This window comes from Marinilabilia rubra, assembly GCF_003121985.1.
GTDB lineage: Bacteria > Bacteroidota > Bacteroidia > Bacteroidales > Marinilabiliaceae > Marinilabilia > Marinilabilia rubra.
The window spans coordinates 232,051-251,530 of record NZ_QEWP01000002.1; the positions used below are offsets into that span (position 1 = coordinate 232,051).

At 39.3% G+C, this 19,480-nt stretch carries 14 protein-coding genes; 7 read left to right on the forward strand and 7 right to left on the reverse strand.

The genetic code is table 11. The annotated features are described in order from the left end of the window. Window positions 1-745: 745 nt before the first annotated feature. From DDZ16_RS03785 to DDZ16_RS03800, 4 genes are all read left to right on the forward strand, one after another. The gene (locus tag DDZ16_RS03785) at window positions 746-1,795 is read left to right on the forward strand and encodes a hypothetical protein (RefSeq protein WP_109263097.1); all 1,050 of its coding nucleotides are present in this window, start codon (window positions 746-748) and stop codon (window positions 1,793-1,795) included. 12 nt (window positions 1,796-1,807) lie between these two features. After that, window positions 1,808-3,589 (forward strand): aminopeptidase P family protein, encoded by a 1,782-nt coding sequence (locus tag DDZ16_RS03790; protein ID WP_109263098.1) that lies wholly within the window; start codon window positions 1,808-1,810, stop codon window positions 3,587-3,589. 173 nt (window positions 3,590-3,762) lie between these two features. Beyond that, entirely contained in the window at window positions 3,763-5,205 is a 1,443-nt protein-coding gene (locus tag DDZ16_RS03795; RefSeq protein WP_109263099.1) for a redoxin domain-containing protein, read from the forward strand. A 61-nt stretch (window positions 5,206-5,266) separates the two neighbouring features. Further along, on the forward strand, window positions 5,267-6,286 hold the full coding sequence (locus DDZ16_RS03800) for a DUF4465 domain-containing protein (protein WP_109263100.1): 1,020 nt from the start codon (window positions 5,267-5,269) through the stop codon (window positions 6,284-6,286). A 311-nt stretch (window positions 6,287-6,597) separates the two neighbouring features. Here DDZ16_RS03800 and DDZ16_RS03805 read toward each other — a convergent pair whose 3' ends face one another. From DDZ16_RS03805 to pta, 6 genes are all read right to left on the reverse strand, one after another. Beyond that, complete coding sequence (locus DDZ16_RS03805) at window positions 6,598-8,646, reverse strand: T9SS type A sorting domain-containing protein (RefSeq protein ID WP_232526544.1); 2,049 nt, start codon at window positions 8,644-8,646, stop codon at window positions 6,598-6,600. Between the two features lie 229 nt (window positions 8,647-8,875). Further along, window positions 8,876-9,952, reverse strand: a complete 1,077-nt coding sequence (gene buk, locus DDZ16_RS03810) for a butyrate kinase (RefSeq protein WP_109263102.1) — start codon at window positions 9,950-9,952, stop codon at window positions 8,876-8,878. A 97-nt stretch (window positions 9,953-10,049) separates the two neighbouring features. Further along, window positions 10,050-10,946 (reverse strand): bifunctional enoyl-CoA hydratase/phosphate acetyltransferase, encoded by an 897-nt coding sequence (locus tag DDZ16_RS03815; RefSeq protein WP_109263103.1) that lies wholly within the window; start codon window positions 10,944-10,946, stop codon window positions 10,050-10,052. A 58-nt stretch (window positions 10,947-11,004) separates the two neighbouring features. After that, window positions 11,005-12,222, reverse strand: a complete 1,218-nt coding sequence (locus tag DDZ16_RS03820; protein ID WP_109263104.1) for an acetate/propionate family kinase — start codon at window positions 12,220-12,222, stop codon at window positions 11,005-11,007. A gap of 65 nt (window positions 12,223-12,287) precedes the next feature. After that, a complete protein-coding gene (locus tag DDZ16_RS03825) occupies window positions 12,288-13,265 on the reverse strand; it encodes a 3-hydroxyacyl-CoA dehydrogenase family protein (protein WP_109263105.1) in 978 nt (325 codons plus the stop codon). Between the two features lie 154 nt (window positions 13,266-13,419). Continuing rightward, window positions 13,420-14,418 (reverse strand): phosphate acetyltransferase, encoded by a 999-nt coding sequence (pta, locus tag DDZ16_RS03830; RefSeq protein ID WP_109263106.1) that lies wholly within the window; start codon window positions 14,416-14,418, stop codon window positions 13,420-13,422. A gap of 248 nt (window positions 14,419-14,666) precedes the next feature. On the opposite strand from pta, the gene DDZ16_RS03835 reads away from it, so the two are divergent. Further along, window positions 14,667-15,944 (forward strand): replication-associated recombination protein A, encoded by a 1,278-nt coding sequence (locus DDZ16_RS03835; protein WP_109263107.1) that lies wholly within the window; start codon window positions 14,667-14,669, stop codon window positions 15,942-15,944. A gap of 185 nt (window positions 15,945-16,129) precedes the next feature. Continuing rightward, window positions 16,130-16,951 (forward strand): 3-deoxy-8-phosphooctulonate synthase, encoded by an 822-nt coding sequence (kdsA, locus tag DDZ16_RS03840; protein ID WP_109263108.1) that lies wholly within the window; start codon window positions 16,130-16,132, stop codon window positions 16,949-16,951. A gap of 206 nt (window positions 16,952-17,157) precedes the next feature. Here kdsA and DDZ16_RS03845 read toward each other — a convergent pair whose 3' ends face one another. Beyond that, on the reverse strand, window positions 17,158-17,967 hold the full coding sequence (locus DDZ16_RS03845; RefSeq protein ID WP_109263109.1) for a M48 family metallopeptidase: 810 nt from the start codon (window positions 17,965-17,967) through the stop codon (window positions 17,158-17,160). Between the two features lie 343 nt (window positions 17,968-18,310). Here DDZ16_RS03845 and DDZ16_RS03850 point away from each other — a divergent pair, with 343 nt between their 5' ends. Then, on the forward strand, window positions 18,311-19,171 hold the full coding sequence (locus DDZ16_RS03850; protein WP_109263110.1) for a glycine betaine ABC transporter substrate-binding protein: 861 nt from the start codon (window positions 18,311-18,313) through the stop codon (window positions 19,169-19,171). Window positions 19,172-19,480 lie beyond the last annotated feature (309 nt).

Below are 19,480 nucleotides of genomic sequence, written 5' to 3' on the forward strand. Positions count from 1 at the left end.
TTTGTTTTTGTTAATACGCCCGAAATCGTTAATAAGATTTCAAAATCGCCATGGTTTTGACGATCATACCATTTTCGAACGATAACCGACCTAAAAAAAAGGATGTATGATCAGGTATTAACCTCTTATATCCCCTCCCTTTTCCCCGAATTAGCCTTATCTTGTTAAAAATAAAAAGGTCTAAATTAAAAAGCAATCCTTATTTACGGTGTATAATGGAAATTACCATTCTTTGATTTTTTTTATCAACCATTATAATTCCAAAAACGGTGGCAACAATAATTCATAATACGAAGCAGTTAAACTTTTTTTTATTTATCAGAACAGCTCGGTTATTTCCCTTTCACTGCTTTTTCATTATTTTAGCAGAATAATGTATGCAAATGGCGATGGGTGACTTTTGCAGTAATTTAAAAGATTACTTTATTACTATAGATCGTTAGAATTTTAGATATCTGCCTGACGGCAGACAGGTAAGATGTAAGATGATTTGTAAAATATTTATATTCTGTATTTTAACAAATAAACGCCTGCAAATACAAATCACTGGCTTGCAGTGCATTACCAAAGTTTAACGGAGTATTGTTATAAAAAATTTGACATCGTCTGCGTTTATGTCTTACAATCCTAAGAAGGTCATTTTTTCCGGGAACAGTGATGTTCATATAGAAACAGGTTTAAGTCCCGGCAAAGACACATAAATAATTCTTAATGTACAAAAACATCAGAAGAACATATAACTCCTATGAAATACATTTTATTCATTTTTATTAGCCTGATTTCTTTTAACCTTCCAGAAATCGTTAATGCCCAAAACGATAATCTTAACGATTATACAAAAAGGGAAAACTTTGTTTTTCCGGGAAAACAATTCTCCGGCATTGAAGTAAACAACGAGCATGGCAATATTACGATATCTGCAAACACTGCAGACACGTTCCAGGTAAAAATTCTTATTTCTGTAAAGGGGACAGAAGAGGAATTTGCTTCTGAAATTTTGGACAAAATAAATATCAGAAAAAGCGAACGTGGCCAGAATCTATACTTAAGGACTGATTTTGGAGATAGTTTTCAACCAAACCACCCTTTCAGCATTCACTATGACATCCAAATGCCTGCTCAAAAAGCTTTGGATATAAAAAACCGGTTTGGCGACATCTCTATTAATTCAATTTCCGGAAATCAAACCATAAAATTGGAATACGGCCAGTTAGTGCAAAAAGGCATTGCAACCATTGACAGTTTAAATTGCGATCTTTCCTTTGTTGATGCTGAGTTTGTAAATATCAGAAATGCAAAATTGGATCTATACAATGTCAATGCCCAAACTAAATCTATCATTGACGGAGAAATATCCGGAAAATATTGTCAAATTGACCTTCTCAATGCGGGGAAAATTAAAATCAAAACCAGCACATCACGTTTTAGTATTGGCAGTATCAAAAGATTATCTTTAAAAGGGGATTTCTGTTTCACCTCCATAAAAAACCTGTCTGATACCGGTGATATTGAAATTGCAAATGGCCTTTTAATTATTTCATCTGTATCTTCAACCCTCAAAGAATTATCAATTTTCAACAACAATGCTCCAATTAATCTGTCCTTGCCAAATAATCTCTCTTACACGCTTCACGGTGAAGTAACTAACGGGCAGTTCAGGCACTATGCCGCCAAAAACTTCAGGATAATCCGGGAACTTGATAAAATTTCATTTTCCGGTACGATCAACAATGAACAAAGTGAAGCCTCAATAGTGTTATTTAATGAAAACGCAGAAATAATAATCGAAGAATAAAAAAATTAAGATATGCCAGACTATTCAGAGCGAATACAGGAATTACGTACTAAAATGGCCTCTGAAGGGATTGATGTTTGTATCATTCCCGGAAGTGATGCTCACATAAGTGAATATCTATCTGATCATTGGAAAGTCAGGGATTATTTATGCGGATTTACAGGTTCTGCCGGCACCCTTATTGTGGGGGGAGATGGAGCTTATTTATGGACAGATTCCAGATATTACCTCCAGGCAGAAGAACAACTTGCAGGAACAGGAGTAAAACTCGTTAAAGAAGGCTTACCGGATGTTCCGGATTATATTGAATGGATTACCGCTCAACTATCTCCCGGAAGCAAAGTAGCTATTAACGGGACTTGCTTTTCGGCCCAAAAAGTAAGGTCTATGAGCCGGACCCTGCGTCAAAAGCAAATTCAACTGGAAACCCGTTACTCACTTCCCGAAGATGTCTGGAATACTCAACCCGGAATTCCTGATAATCCTGTATTGGATTTTCCTGCTACTCTGGCAGGAAAAACCCGGAAAGAAAAAATTGAAACAGTCAGAAACAATCTTCGAGTAAAAAACGCAACACATTATGTAACCGGGGCGCTGGATGAAATTGCCTGGGTAATGAACCTTAGAGGAACCGACATTTCCTACAATCCTGTATTCCATGCATACCTTATTATCTCTCAAGATTATGTTTCGCTTTTTATCAACCCCAATAAACTAACTACCTCAATCGGGAAACAGTTGTCCAACGACAACATCCGGGTTAATTTGTACAACGATGTCTATTCTCATTTAAAGGAGTTACCAGATCACGCCACTGTATATATTGATCCAAACCGCAACAATTGGGCCCTTTTTTCAGCTATTCCATCTTCAATACCCAAAGTTGAAGGAACAGGAATCATTACCCATCTGAAGTCGATAAAAAATAACACCGAGGTTGCAAATATCAAGAAAACCATGATTAATGATGGTGTGGCCATGGTCAAATTTCTTAAATGGCTGGAGGAGGAAGTTCCCAAAGGCAATGTAAGTGAATTGTCGGCTGCCAAAAGGCTATATGATTTCCGAAATGAAAATCCGGATTTTAAAGGTGAATCTTTCAGCACAATTTCAGGGTATGGCGCACATGGTGCAATTGTTCACTACAATGTTTCACCCGAATCTGACACCCCTCTCAAACCCAAAGGGATTTATCTGGTTGATTCCGGGGGGCAATATCCAACAGGAACCACAGACCTGACAAGAACAATTGCATTAGGCCCTGTCAGGGATCAGGTAATGAAAGACTACACCCTGGTTTTAAAAGGTCATATAGCACTGGCCAAAGCTGTTTTCCCATCAGGCACAAGAGGCGTACATTTAGATGCACTGGCACGTCAGCCTTTATGGAATGAAAGGCTCAATTTCGGACATGGAACCGGACATGGAATCGGATATTTCCTCAATGTACATGAGGGCCCTCAAAGCATTAGGCCCCAAGACAATGGAGTCCTTATGGAAAAAGGAATGATTACTTCAAATGAACCAGGATTATACCGCCCAATGGAATACGGAATTCGCATCGAAAACCTGGTTTTAACCAAAGAAGCAGGAGATTCTGATTTCGGCACATTTTTTGAATTTGAGACATTGACGCTTTGTCCCATAGATGTTTCTTTAATAAAAAGTGAAATACTTAATTCGGAAGAAAAAGCATGGATTAACGATTATCATAAAAAAGTCTGTGAAAAATTATCTCCTGCACTTAACGAGGAAGAAAGGACATGGCTTGAATCGAAAACAGCCACGGTATAAATTTTTTCGAAATTGTAAAAAACAGAACCGAATGATAATACTCCGTTAAACTTTTGTAGAATACTATAAATCTAATTCTTGGAATTACACACATGGTTACTTCAAAGCTTTGGTTATTAGTATAACATGGTTCCTCTTAAATCTTGTATCTAAAAATCTAACGATCTATTGTAATGAGAAATATATTTTTATTTAGTCTGCTTTGCTTCCTTTTATCCTTTGCAAATAATTTGGTTGCCCAGGAAAATCAACAGACTAAAGGTTATAACATTGAGATAACGATTGATGCCCTGAAGGATACTTCTCTGATTCTGGGGCATTACTTTAATCAGCGCATGTATGTTGATGACACGACTCAAATTAATGATAATGGCAGGGCTGTATTTGAAGGAGAAGAACCTCTTCCCGAAGGTATTTATGTGGTTTACCTTCCAAGCAAAAATTACTTTGACCTGCTTATCGGGGATGACCAGCAATTCACTGTATCGGCCGAAACCGCAAATTTAGTAAGATCAATGTCTGTACAGGGAGCTGAACAAACCAAAAAATTCAACGAATACCAAAAATTCATCATGGCTCGTCAGGATGAGGCCAAATCCCTTCAGCAGAAACTGCAGGAAGCAGGTCCTAAAACTTCGGAAGGGAAGCAATTACAGGCTCAACTTCAGGACATAAATGAAAAAGTGAAAGAAAAATGGGAGCAACTCATTGGAGAAAACCCCGAAACAATGCTTGCAGTCTTTCTTAAGGGCATCCAGGAAGTCGAAATACCAGAGTTTGAAGCTCCGGAAAGTATGACAAATTCAGATTCCGTTATTAGAATAAAAAAATACAATTATTACAAAAATCATTACTTCGAGAATTTGGACTTATCGGACAACAGGTTTTTAAGAACCCCGTTTTTTGCGCGTAAGCTGGAGAATTATTTTTCCTCCGTTTTACCTCAAATTCCGGATACACTGCTCAAAGAAAGTATTGAAATCATTGAGCAATCAAGACCCGATGATGAGATGTTTCGTTTTCTTGTTTCCTACCTCTTTAATTTTGCTAACGACAGCCAAATCATGGGAATGGATAGGTTACTGGTTGGCCTGGCGGAAAAGTATTATTTATCAGGAGAGGCTGACTGGGCGGATGAAGAGTTTCTGGAAAAACTTGAAACCCGTGTAAAAGAGATCAAACCAACGTTATTAGGAAATAAAGCCCATGATCTTAAAATGCAGGATTACAAAGGACAATTTCACCGTTTGCACGAAATTGTGGCACCTGCAACAGTACTTGTCTTTTGGGAGACCGATTGCGGGCATTGCAAGAAAGCCATCCCCAAATTAAATGATATATACCATGAAAAGCTCATGGATAAAGGTGTTGAAGTATTTGCCATATATACACAAGGAAACCAGCCCGAATGGGGAAAATTCATTGAAGAACATGAGTTGTATGACTTCATTAATGTTTGGGATCCATATCGGCACACTGAATTCAGGGAATACTATGACATTAAAAGCACCCCAATGATTTATGTTCTGGGAGAAGACAAAAAAATAGTAGGAAAACGGATCGCTGTAGAAGACCTGCCCGGTTTCATAGACCATTATCTAAAAAGTCAAAAATAGCAACTGCCATGAGTTAATTTCATTGTAGTTTTTATCAAAACCATCCTAGTTTAGCAAATCTATGTTCAAAACAATACTTAAAGGCAATGGTCTTTCATCTATTGGAAAAATATTGGCTTTTTCAGTAGTTTTTGGAGCCTGTTCAGATCAGAAAAAGAATATTCCACCCCCTGAAATATTTCTGGCAGGAGAAGGAAATGAAATTGAAGTTAGTCTTGGCGATACTATAAAACTGGAACCCAGAATAACTTATAATTTTGATGCTTCTTACCAATGGGAAAAGAATGGTGAAATTTTAAACACCAATGAACAATTTCTTTTGGACTCAGCCACTCAACTTGGGTCGATTGAGTATTTATTCAGAGTAACCACCCCAAATGGAGCAGATTCAATGACCATTCCGGTGGATGTGATTGTTCTCGCTGATTTTGAAAACTTACAGCTAACAGAGAAAACAGATACTTTTTGGATTGGAGAAACGGCCATTGATGGTTTTACACACAGAGAGGTTTTCTTTCCAAATAATTATCAGAATAATGAAACCTGGCAGGGATTTGGCTACAGCAACATACAAAGTAATTCATCTGAACCGGAGTCCATTCAGGTATTTAGCACATACAATGGAGTAAACAGTGATAACATCTTTGGATTGATAAGTCAGCCAAACGACGCCGCTGAATTCATCCCAACCATGCAATTTTCGGACGATGATGACCATGAGCTAAAATCACTGGAAATCAACAATACTAATTTGGCCTATTATATGCTGAGGTTCGGTACTGATGATTTCGAGAGAATGGGTGGAAGCACAAGCTCAGATCCTGATTGGTGTAAAGTTACATTAACAGGGATAAATTCAGTTGGAAACATTACAGGGAAGATACAATTTTATCTTGCAGATTATCGCTTTGAGAATAACAAAAGAGACTATATTGTAAAGGAGTGGACAGAAATCGACCTTAGTGAACTCAATGCTGTAAATAAGGTTCAGTTTTCCATTTCTTCAAGCAGGAACAATCAAGATGGAGAAATGATCACACCTGAAATGTTTTGCATTGATAATATCAAAATTTTGAACTAATTTCTTTCACATTCATCTAAAAGCACAACAAATTCACAAACAAAACGCCCAAATTTGGCCTGAAGCACACCAAATTTGGGCGTTTTTATATCAATCCAATACTAGTGTCAAGTCAAGCATAGTCTGACGGCCCAAGCCTTGCTCTTTCTACCTTGTGCTTCTCAAAAAAAGACTCACGTAGCTACAGCTATGCTTACTTTTTTGTTGATTTGCACAAGGTGAAAAATAGCGGCGGCTTACCCGACATTCTACACTTGACTTGACACTTGGAGTCCTTTTCAAAAGATCACCACAAAAACGCTCCTGTTGGCTTACCAAATAAACTTCTTCACAACTTTCTCGCCTTCGATTTCAAGCTGAAGAAAGTAAACCCCGCGCATCAAAGAATGCTCAAATTCAAGTACGCCTCTGTTGTTAAAGATTCCAACGTAGCTTGAAAATATTTTGCGCCCGGCAAGATCGAAAACTGAAACGAGTCCTTCCCCATCCCGGTGATAACGAAAATTGATTAAATTAGATACTGGATTGGGCCCCAAAACCAGTTCTAAAGAAGAAAAATCGATGTCACTTGAATCGGTGAAAACGATTTCTCCAACAAGGGGTTCCATCCATAAAATAGCGGAACCATTGCCAGTCAAGTCTTCATAACTCTGCCAACCTGTAGCAGGATCATTTAAGAACAATGAATTATCACCCTCCGAAATTGGTGCCTGATAAACCGCAAAGTCATCCACAGGAGCTGTATTATCTATTTCGTAACCAACAAAAAACGGACCCGAAAACCTTACCGGTTCATCAAACAAGACCAGGACTTCCTTATCGGTACTTCCCTGAATTACGACACCTGATTTCTCTTCAATAAGAAGCTGGGGACTATCAACACCTGACCATATTTTGATAGTCACGTGGCCACTTCCGTTAACAATATTTTCTCCCGGCATTAAAAAAACACCATAAATCACTCCCGAAGCTAATTCATTATATCTTTCAGCAACATCTGTAATTTGGAGAGAATTTGGACCGGTATATTTCCCATATCCCCCATTTACAGAAACCAATTGAGGAATACCGCCATTCGGGAAATGGGAAAACCGTAATAAGGTGGCATTGTTTGGATCGTAACCTGCCTGGATGGAACGCCCATCACCGGAAGGGTTTAGCCAAACATCGACCCTGGCAGTATCATATGGCAAAAAATCCCATATCTTATTTAACCGCACAAAGTAATCATTAACCGGATTACTGCATGTGGCAGAACCGCCGGATAACAAACCGATTGTTTGGCCATCTTCATCAAACAGTCCGCATCCCGACGAGCCTCCTTCAGTGGTTCCCTCATTCCATTCAGCTATACGCCAATGTGAATTGGGCTCAAATGAATTTCCAAATACTGAATTGGCATTAAAAGTTGCATTTTCCGGATTAGAAAGAGATACCGCCAGTTTTTTGACATCGCCACTGGGGTGATGAATAGAATGTGCAATAGAGGAATGCGTTTCATTTATATCCCATCCCGAATAATAAGCACGGAAATACTCCGGTGGATAATCTGACATTTCAAGAAGAGCAAAGTCCAGTTGGTCTGCAAAAGCACGCAAATAAGACCCGGAAATACTTTGTGACATTGAACCCTGTATTTGGGTTTGACAAGATGGAACCTCATAGTTAAAGATGAATACAACAGATTCCGGCGACAGTTGAGATCCCAAGCAATGTCCTGCGGTTAAGACATAAGGAATTCCATCATTGTTACTGTTATTCATAAGGGTACCGGAACAATACTCTGTACCTCCCACAATTACCTGGCAAACTGATCTTCCATTCAGGACATAAGTGCCATTTTCGGAGCATGTTAAATCTGAATGACATGATCCACTGGCTCCAAACTCCCCTATTCCCGCATTCAGATATTTGTAAATATTGAGATAATCATGATTCACAGCACCTATCATAATACGGGTCCCCTCACGCAAAGAATTTGTTCCACGCCACTCAACAATCACTTCATCTCCTGGCACAGGAGCAGTCGCAAGTCCACCCCACTTCTTATTGTTTTGGTGTGTAAGGGCACCTATAACAAAGTCACCGGAAGGATTGTAAATAAAGACCGAGTCACCGCGGGAAAGAAAGAATTCATCAAATATCAGATTTATGGAATAAGCTCCTTCAGATTTAATCCTAAGCTGCCACAGAAGCCTTCCATCGTCCATGACTGTCGTTTCGCCTGAATTATGGGGTGAGAGTTTTACAAAATTAGGAAAAGCAAACTGAAGTGGCCTTCCTTTTTCATCACGATAACTATTCTCGGCAATTACCGAAGCCGGAGGCGGGGCAAAATCTACTCTGCCCTTTTCAGTCATGATCAGACTATTATATTGCCCTTGTAAACCCGAGGGTATACCTCCGTGCCCAATCTGCCCTGAAACCTCAAGACCGAAACAAATAAAAATTGCAAAAAAGAAAAGCCTGTTCATTCAATATCAGTTAAATTGCCTTAGTAAAAAACGGAAAAGCATAAAAAAGTTACCCCGCGATAAAACAAATTATGGCAGGATAACCCTATTTATGCAAAAAAGTTTTCATTTCGGTTCAATATACTTTGCATTCCCTCTCTCCACTTAATACCTCCAAAGCATTCATGGCAAGAGCTGACATTTCATCTTCCCCAGGATATATTTTTATATTACCAATCCAGTCGACATACCGACGAATATAACCTACTACTGTGTTATTCTGAGCCATTCCGCCAGTGATTAATACCGCATCCACTTCACCCTGCAGAACTGCCAGACAACCTCCAATCGTTTTACCTACCTGATAAGCCATGGCATGTAAAACAAGATCTGCCTTTTTATCTCCCTTAAGCGCCATTTCCTCCACTTCATGCGCCTGATTGGTACCCAGATGTGCCATCAAGCCACCTTTACCGGTCACCATTTTTCGCATCTCATCGTGGGTGTATCTGCCGCTAAAACACATGTCCACGAGACCTCCGGATGGCAGAGTTCCGGCTCTTTCGGGCGAAAACGGTCCGTATCCATCCAGTGCATTGTTTACGTCTATCACATTCCCTTTCTTATGAGTTCCAACGGAGATACCGCCTCCCAAATGCGCTACAATAAGATTCAAGTCCTCATATTTCTTTTCAGCAGAGCGAGCATAGTTACGGGCAACCGCTTTTTGATTCAAGGCATGAAAAATTGATTGCCGTGGCAAATCGGGGTGACCGGTAATTCTGGCGACATCCTGAAGTTCATCTACAACTACAGGATCTGCAATAAAAGCCCTTGCATCAGGCAAACTCCGGGCAATATCATCTGCAATTAGTCCTCCCAGATTACTGGCATGCTGCTGCTTACCACTCCGGTTTTTCAGGTCGTTTTTCATATTTTCATTGACTTCATAAACCCCTGATGGGATGGGCCTGAGAAGTCCACCTCGACCAACCACTGCGTTAATCTTATCGATTTCAATATCGGCGGCCATCAGTTCATTTAAAATAGCTTCTTTGCGAAACTCATACTGGCTGGGAATATCCGGAAACCTTGAAATTTCTTCTGAGGAGTGCCGTAGTGTTTTTAGGAGAATTGATTTAATATTCTCATAAACTGCAATTTTGGTCGAAGTTGAACCGGGATTAATTACAAGAATTCTAAACTTGTCCATTCGTAGATAGATTTTTTGTTTGGATTTGACTTATTATATGGATCTATAGACCTAACAAAGCTGATTAACAAAAACCGGCAATACCCTGCAAATTACATTAAGCCAGAGCCGCCAGTAAAATGCTGTTAAATTTACTTTCTTCAGTATCACTTCGTGAAGTCAGCACGATAGGTGCAGATGCACCCAAAATAACAGAAGCAACTTTAGCATTGGCAAAAAATACCAGGCTTTTATAAAGCACATTACCCACCTCAATATCAGGCATTAAAAGCAAATCAGTATCACCAGCCACTTCACTTTTTATGTTTTTGTGGTGAGCACTTTCAAAACTTACAGCATTGTCAAATGCCAAAGGACCATCCACAAGACAGTTTTTTATCTGGTCGCGCTGATTCATTTTACTAAGGAGAGCCGCATCTGTAGTAGCCTGCATACTTTCATTGACCATTTCAATAGCACCTAAAACAGCAACCTTGGGCTTTTCAATCCCAAGGGTATTGAGATATTTTACCGAGTTATTAAGAATCCCGATCTTATCTTTGAGGTTAGGTGCAATATTCATGGCCACATCAGTGACGGCAATTAGTTTATGGTAAGTGGCCACCTCAAAATATGCAAAGTGTGACAATAATTGCCCGGTACGCAACCCCCATTCTTTATTTAAAACTCCTTTCAACAAAACAGGTGTAGGCACTTTGCCTTTCATCAAGATGTCTGCCTCTCCGTCATTAACCATTCTGACGGCTATTTCGACACACTTTTCAGGATTTTTCTCATCAATGAATTTAACCCCATCAAAATCGTAACCTTTCTCATTGATTATGCTGAAGGTTTCCTCTCTGTCCCCAATCAGAATGGGCTGAACAAAACCCGCTTTAAAGGCTTTATGAAGAGCATTAAGAGAAAAAATATCCTGTGAGACTGCCAAAACCAGTTTTTTAGGTGGTCTGGCAGGATCTATCAAAGTTTGAAGATCCGAAAGGTGTTTAAACATACCTGCTTGTGTTAAAATATTTTTGTCGAATAAAATCTACGTACCAGGCAACCAAATATTAAAGATTGGCTAAACCTTCAACAATACCCTTTGTATCCTGAGCAATCACTAATTCCTCATTTGTAGGAACTACCATCACCCTTACTTTGCTTCCGGAAGTACTGATGTCCATCTCCTTACCTCTGAGATTGTCATTTTTGGAGTGATTAATCTCAATACCCAGAAATTCCAGATCTTCACAAACACCTTTACGCGTAACATCACCATTTTCACCTATTCCTCCTGTGAAAATCAGGATATCAACACCTCCCATGGCAGCTGCATATGCACCGATGTATTTCTTAATACGATAGTCATACATTTTCATCCCCAGCATGGCATTGTCATCACCCTTATCAGCGGCTTCTTCAATCTCCCTCATGTCCGATGAAATACCGGTAATTCCTAACATTCCACTGTGCTTATTGAAGAGTGTAGAGGCAGATCTTGTACCGATGGTTTCTTTGTCCATAATGTAAGTCACTGCACCAACATCAAGGTCGCCACAACGGGTTCCCATCATAAGGCCTTCGATTGGCGTAAATCCCATGGAAGTATCGACTGATTTCCCGTTTTTAATGGCAGCAACTGAGGCACCATTACCAAGGTGACAGCTAATAATTCGCTGAGTATTGTAATCCCTGTCCAAAATTTCACAGGCCCGACCAGTAACAAACCTGTGGCTTGTACCATGAAAACCATATCGGCGGATACCATATTTTTTATACAATGCCTGAGGTAAACCATACATGTAGGCATGTTTTGGCATGGTTTGGTGGAAAGCAGTATCAAAAACACCAACCTGGGGAACATCAGGTAAAAGTGAAGAAATAGCACCAATACCTTTCAAATTAGGGGGATTATGCAATGGAGCAAGATCAATGCATTCCTCCATATTCTTAATCACTTCATCGGTGATAAACACACTGGAGTTAAACATTTCACCACCATGAACCACACGGTGACCTACTGCATCAATCTCATTCAAATCTTTGAGACAACCATGACGTTCACTGTTCAAAACGCCAAGAATATAATCAATTCCGGTTTGATGATCGAGAATTTCCCCTTCAAGTAATACTTTCTCACCTGATGGTTTCTCATGCTTTAAAAAAGAGCCTTTGAGACCGACTTTTTCAACACCACCTTTGGCCAATACATCCCATTCGGAGTCGACCATACTAAACAACTGATATTTAATTGACGAGCTACCGCAATTAAGTACTAAAATTTTCATAAGTATATTATTGTTTTAAGCTGCAACTATAAATGGCAGCATCAACTTATTTTTGAAAAAAATCATTACGCTTCTTTCGAAGAACTTTCACTTATCTTATCCCCGTTTGCATCATATTTAAAGAAGCCATGTCCGGTAGAAACACCTAAACGCTTAGCACGAACAAGTCTTTTTATGAGCGGCGAAGGTTTGTATTTAGGACCACCAAATTCTTCATACAGATTTTCCATCCACTTTTCAACTTTATTGAGTCCAACAATATCAGCCATCTGAAATGGTCCGAAACGCATTCCCATACCGATAATGGTGGTTTTATCGATATTTTCAGCAGTTGCAACCCCCTCCATCAATGCCTCGCAAGCCTCATTCAAAAGGGTTACAAAAAGACGAATGCTCACAAGGCCGGCACTCTCTTCAACAGGGATAACCTCACGGTTAATCAGTTTAACGAAGGTGCAAACTTTTTTATAAACATCTTCTGTGGTATAAAGTCCTTTAACAACTTCAATAATGCGAGCCTCTGGAGAGGTAACGAAAAAGTGAAGGCTGACACAACGATCGGGATATTGTAACTCACTGGCAAGTTCAGTAATGATAATAGTTGTGGCATTAGTAGCAATAATGGCTTCTCGATCTACCACCTGCTCAATCTTGTTAAACACATCTTTACGAGCATCAATACTTCTGACACCTGTCTTTTCATCGGCCCTGACAGCCTCAATTACAAAATCACAACCAGCAAGATCTTTAAAGTCAAGTGATCCTTTTATACGGCCCATGATAGCCCTTTTCTCACCGGGAGTAAGTCCCCAGCTTTCAATCCGGTTATCGAGTTCTCTGCTGATATTATCCAAAGAATTCTGGATCTTTTCTTCACTGAGTTCAATAAAAACCACTTCTATGCCATGCCATGCCGCAATACGAACAATGTTCTGTCCTTCGTTACCACATCCTACAACCCCAATTCTGGAAAATAGCGTTTTTACGCGGTTTTTAGCACTTAGTGCGTATCTTTCAATAGGTTCAACAACAATTTCTGCCATTTTATATTTATGTTTTGTTTTTCTCTAAACTACAATCAAGTTTCAAACAACAACCTGATTCAAATAAAATTCAATTTTTCTTTCTGATGCTATGACGGGCTGCTCAGGGAATTTTATTGTACAAAAAAAGCCGGAAAACCCGGCCATTAAAATATTATCCAATAGCCTGATTAGCTGTAATAGCAACCAAACCTACTATATCGCTAACAGAACAACCGCGCGACAAATCATTTATTGGAGCTGCCATGCCCTGCAAGACGGGACCAATAGCTTCGGCATGAGCAAGCCTCTGAACCAATTTATATGCAATGTTTCCTGTTTCCAAAGTGGGAAAAATAAACACATTGGCATGACCGGCGATTTGGCTGTCGGGTGCTTTCTTGGACGCAATCTCAGGAATAATTGCAGCATCCACCTGCAATTCTCCATCAATTTTAAGGTCAGGATCCTTCTCTTTGGCAAGTTTAGTGGCATTTACCACTTTGTCTACCATCTCATGTTTAGCAGATCCCTTGGTGGAAAAGCTCAGCATGGCAACGCGAGGTTCTATTCCCAAAATTTTACGGGTAGTCTGGCCGGTAGAAACAGCTATTTCAGCAAGTTCTTCGGTTGTTGGATTGGGATGCACTGCTCCATCAGCAAAAACGATAATGCCATCCTCGCCAAACTCCTTGTCTTTAAGCGCCATGATAAAGGCACCTGAAACAACGCTGATACCAGGTTCAGTTTTCACAATCTGAAAAGCCGGGCGCAAAACATCCCCGGTAGCATTATCAGCTCCGGCAACTTCTCCATCGGCATCGCCGTTTTTAATCATCAAAACGGAAAGATAAAGAGGATTTTCAACCAACTCGGCAGCCTGCTCACGGCTCATGCCTTTATGCTTGCGGATATCGTGCAGAAGATCGGTATAAGCTTCTTTCTTCTCATGATTCTTCGGATCTACGATTGTCGCCTTTGAAATATTTTTTAAAACATGTCGACGACTTTCATCGGCAATTTCATCCGGATTGCCAATCAGGATAATATCTGCAAAACCTTCTTCTAAAATCACATCTGCAGCTCTAAGTGTGCGCTCCTCAACACCTTCGGGAAGCACAATGCGTTTTTTATTATCAGCAGCTTTTTTTTTGAGTTTTTCAAGAAAATCCATAGGAAGTTGATTTTTATTTTAATTTACTGCAAAATTAGCAGATTTAGCCCGATTTCAACTGCTTTTTATCATTATTTAAGATGTTTAATAACAGTTACAACCATATACTAAAAACAGCCATATGTTATCTTAGCCCTAAGGGGATTAACTTCTTTTAACACAAACCATCTTCACCCCCAATCGAGAAGAATAGTTTAACAATTTATCAGCCATAGTTGTTAACTTTGTCAAAAAATTGAAGGTTGTATATGAGTGGATATCCTCCATTGGCAGAACGCATGCGCCCCCGCGAACTTGATCAATACATTGGCCAAAAGCATTTGGTTGGTAAGGGTGCGGTATTGCATCAAATGGTCACTTCAGGAAGAATATCATCCATTATTTTGTGGGGCCCGCCGGGAGTAGGAAAAACAACTTTGGCTAAAATAATCGCCAATCAACTGGAAAGGCCTTTTTACGTTCTCTCAGCCATCAACTCGGGGGTAAAAGATGTAAGAGAAGCCATTGAAAAAGCCAGAAAATCAAGATTCTTCAATGCTGCTTCGCCAATTCTTTTTATTGATGAAATTCACAGATTCAGTAAATCGCAACAAGACAGCTTACTGGGTGCTGTAGAAGAAGGTGTTATCACCCTGGTTGGTGCCACAACTGAGAACCCCTCATTTGAGGTAATATCGCCTCTTTTATCACGATGCCAGGTCTATGTCTTAGAACCTCTTAACAAAGAAGATTTAATGGTTCTGTATAACCGCATAATGAAAGAAGACCCGGTACTAAAAAACAGAGAAGTTGAGCTAAAAGAGGAGGAAGCACTTATGCGCTTTGCGGGTGGTGATGCCAGAAAATTCCTAAACATCATTGAATTAATAACCAATTCTTTCAAGGATGATGAAAAGATAATTATCACAAATGATAATGTTACACGGCATCTTCAACAAAACCCTGCCCAATATGACAAAAACGGAGAGATGCACTATGACATCATCTCTGCCTTTATTAAGTCGATAAGAGGAAGTGACCCTGATGCCGCTGTGTATTGGCTGGCACGTATGGTTGAAGGAGGAGAAGATCCAAAATTTATTGCAAGAAGGTTGATCATTTCAGCGTCGGAAGACATTGGGCTGGCCAACCCAAATGCTCTGCTCCTCGCAACCAATGGTTTTGAGGCCATCAAAATGGTGGGATGGCCTGAAGCCCGGATCATTTTGAGTGAAGTAACCATTTATCTGGCAACAAGCCCCAAAAGCAACTCAGCATATATGGCCATCAATGAGGCCCAGGAACTCGTTAAAAAGACCGGCAATTTACCTGTTCCCCTGCATTTGAGAAATGCACCAACCAAGTTAATGAAAAGCATGGATTATGGAAAAGCTTATAAATATGCCCATAGCTATGAGAACAACTTTGTAATTCAGGACTATATGCCTGAGCAAGTAAAAAACCAGACACTTTTCACAGCTCAGAATAATCCGCAGGAATTAAAGATAGCAGAGCGAATGACCAGATTATGGAAAGGGAAAAGATAGCATTGCTTTAGGCAATTTAGATAAAGGAGATATTCAGATTAAGAAACTGAAAGGTTTCCAACCAATAACTGGATGTTTTTGAAATTAACAAATGCAATATAATTATCTTACATTGTCAAACCTGAACTTCTACCTCTTTTGAAAACGAAAACACAGATTCACAACATATTATTTAAAATAAAATCATGCAAATCAACACCATTCCACAAATAAAAAATTCCGATAGTGGCCAATTCTTTCTTTTTGCAGGTCCCTGCGCTATTGAAGGAGAAGATATGGCTTTAAAAATTGCGGAAAAAACAGCTAAAATCACTGAAGATTTAAAAATCCCCTATGTCTTTAAAGGCTCTTACCGCAAAGCAAACCGATCACGCATTGATTCTTTTACGGGAATTGGGGATGAAAAAGCATTGAAAGTCCTTCGGAAGGTTTCCGAGACGTTCAATCTTCCCACCATCACAGACATCCATTCTGCGCAGGAAGCAGAAATAGCTGCCGAATATGTTGATGTTTTACAAATACCTGCTTTTTTATGCAGACAGACAGACATTCTGGTTGCAGCCGCGAAAACAGGAAAATTAGTCAACATCAAAAAAGGTCAGTTTTTGGCTCCTGAAGCTATGATTTTTGCCATCAATAAAGTAAAGGATAGTGGAAATGACCAGGTAATGGTCACCGATCGCGGAACAACTTTTGGTTATCAGGATTTAATTGTGGATTACAGAGGCATTCCGACAATGCGCGAAATGGATGTTCCGGTTGTATTAGATATTACCCATTCTCTGCAGCAGCCCAATCAAACTTCGGGCGTAACAGGTGGCAAGCCTGAATTAATAGAAACGGTAGCTAAAGCAGGTATTGCTGTTGGTTGTGACGGCATCTTCCTGGAAACACATTTCGATCCTCAGAATGCCAAAAGTGATGGAGCTAACATGCTTCACCTGGACCATCTAAAAAACTTGTTGGAGAAGCTGGCAGCTATACGTGCTACCGTTAATAATTTTTAACCTGCCTATTAATGCAATAGATCGTTAGACTTTTAGATTTAAGAGATATCGTAAAATGCTGACAATGGGCATTTTAACACAATCAATCCTAGATTTTCAAATAACTGATTAAAAGCATATTGCAAAAGATCAACGGAGTATTGTTAATGTATTCCACAAAAAAAACGCTGGCAGTTCCGATTCTGTCAGCGTTTTCTTGTTTTATTTCAGTTCTTCCGGTAATATTTCATAGCCTCAGGCATAAACTCTCTCAAATTATTTATCCTGGTCTCATCAGAAGGGTGCGTACTCATAAATTCTGGAGGCTTTTGCCCTCCCTGATCAGCCATCCTTTTCCAGAAATCAACAGATTCTTGAGGATTATAGCCCGCCATTGCCATAAATATAAGGCCAAGTTTATCTGCTTCACTTTCATGCGTGCGAGAATAAGGCAACATGTACCCCAATTGGCTTCCAAGGCCGTAGGCAGCCATAAAAATATTTTGAGTTTTTTCAGGTTTCTCATCAATGGCTACAGAAAGGGCGGCTCCCCCCAATTGGACAGTCATTTGCTGACTCATTCTTTCATTTCCGTGTCGCGCCACTGCATGGGCTATTTCGTGTCCCATTACAACCGCTAAACCTGTTTCATCTTTGGTGATGGGTAATATTCCGGTATAAATAACGACCTTTCCACCAGGCATACACCAGGCATTCGGAGTATCATCTTTAACAAGATTAAATTCCCAATAAAAGTGCTCCAATCTCTTTTTCATTCCATGGTTGGAAAAATATTTCTCTACGGCAATAGAAATTTTCTCCCCTACCCTTTTTACCATTGCACTTTGAGAATCATTTTTGGCAACTTCATTATTCTCCAGAAACTTGTTGTATTGAGTGAGACTCATTGCTACCATATCCGACTCGGGATATAGATTCAGCTGCTTACGACCTGTAATAGGTACCGTAGCACATGAAATGGCTATAGTCTGAATTAAAGCCATAGCTACAAATATTTTCAAAAATCTTTTTTTCATTTCCTTACAAGTTTAATGGTTTTGATAGTATACAGAAGTCAAGCATATTAATAAATACCTAACAAACCTTATGCCTTTAGAGTTTTATCTTATAAAAATAGAAATAAAACCAGACTTAGCCTTCTTTAAAGATTAAATATCAGAAGACCAGTTACACGCATAGAGGGTTTTGGTAGTTAATCAGTAAAATATATCTTTGCAGCCTTCTTTTTGAATAGCCAAAATACTTTACCACTTACTGATTTATGGAAAGCTTTGGTAATTCTGTTTCTATAAATACCAGGACTTTTAAGATTAATCATCATTCATGACATTAATTTTTAATTAAATATTACGAATCATTATGAAAAAAAGAAATTGTAGAAACTCTATCACTGTTTTTGCAGCGCTGGCATTCATGTTAATCTCAGGTTGTAATAAAAAAAAGGAGGAAGTAACCCTGTATTATGCCAACTGGGCAGAAACAGTTGCAATGACTAAAATCACAGAACTGGCACTTGAAGATGTTGGAATTCCGGCAAAATCTATGCTTTTATCACCTGGCCCTGTATTTACCGCTTTGGCCCAGGGCGATGGAGATATATTTCTGGAAGCCTGGCTTCCGCAAACACATGCTCATTACTGGGAGAGATTTGGAGATAAAATAGATAAAGTCGGAGTTTGCCTGGATTATGCCTCTACAGGCTTGGTTGTTCCTAAATACGTGGAGATTGATTCTATTACACAACTCAATGAATATAAGGAAAAATTTAACGGAGAAATTGTAGGCATCGGGAGTGGTTCCGGCGTTTACAAGGACACAGAGCATGCCATTGAAGCTTATGGGCTGGAATTTGATCAGCTAACATCAAGTGGTCCGGCGATGGTAGCCAGCATAAAAAATGCCGCAGCAAGAGAAAAATGGATCGTTGTTACTGGTTGGAAACCTCACTATAAATGGGCAAAGTATGATTTAAAATACTTGAAAGACCCTAAAGGAATTTATCCTTCAGAGAAAGGTTATATTGTCACCAGACAAGGTTTCACAGATGAACGGCCTGGTTTCAAAAAGTTTCTTGGGAATTTTTATTTCAACGAGAAGCAAATGTCTGAACTAATGCTTCTGTTTGAGGAAGAAAATAACGATGATGCTGCCGCAAAAAAATGGTATAAAGAAAATAAAGATTTGATTCAATCATGGATGCCGGAAGAGTGGCTTAAATAAGCAAAGAATCTCCATTGCCTCTGAGGTAATGGAGATTTCATTATATCTTATAGGGTTATTGATGACGCAATGCTGAAAGGCACTATTTTTATATCCACAGCTTCTAACCTCCCCTCAACAGATTACAAAAATCAGGCTATTGGATGATTCTCGAATTAATTCCAAAGTTGCATAAGATCATCAACCAATAAAGTAAATAGAGGCTTTTGATTAGCCATTTTCATATAATCAAGTGCAAAGAAATCCGAATGTGATGTTTAATAGCCTTGAACTTAAGTGTTTGTTGATGTGATTATAAATTTTTCAGCA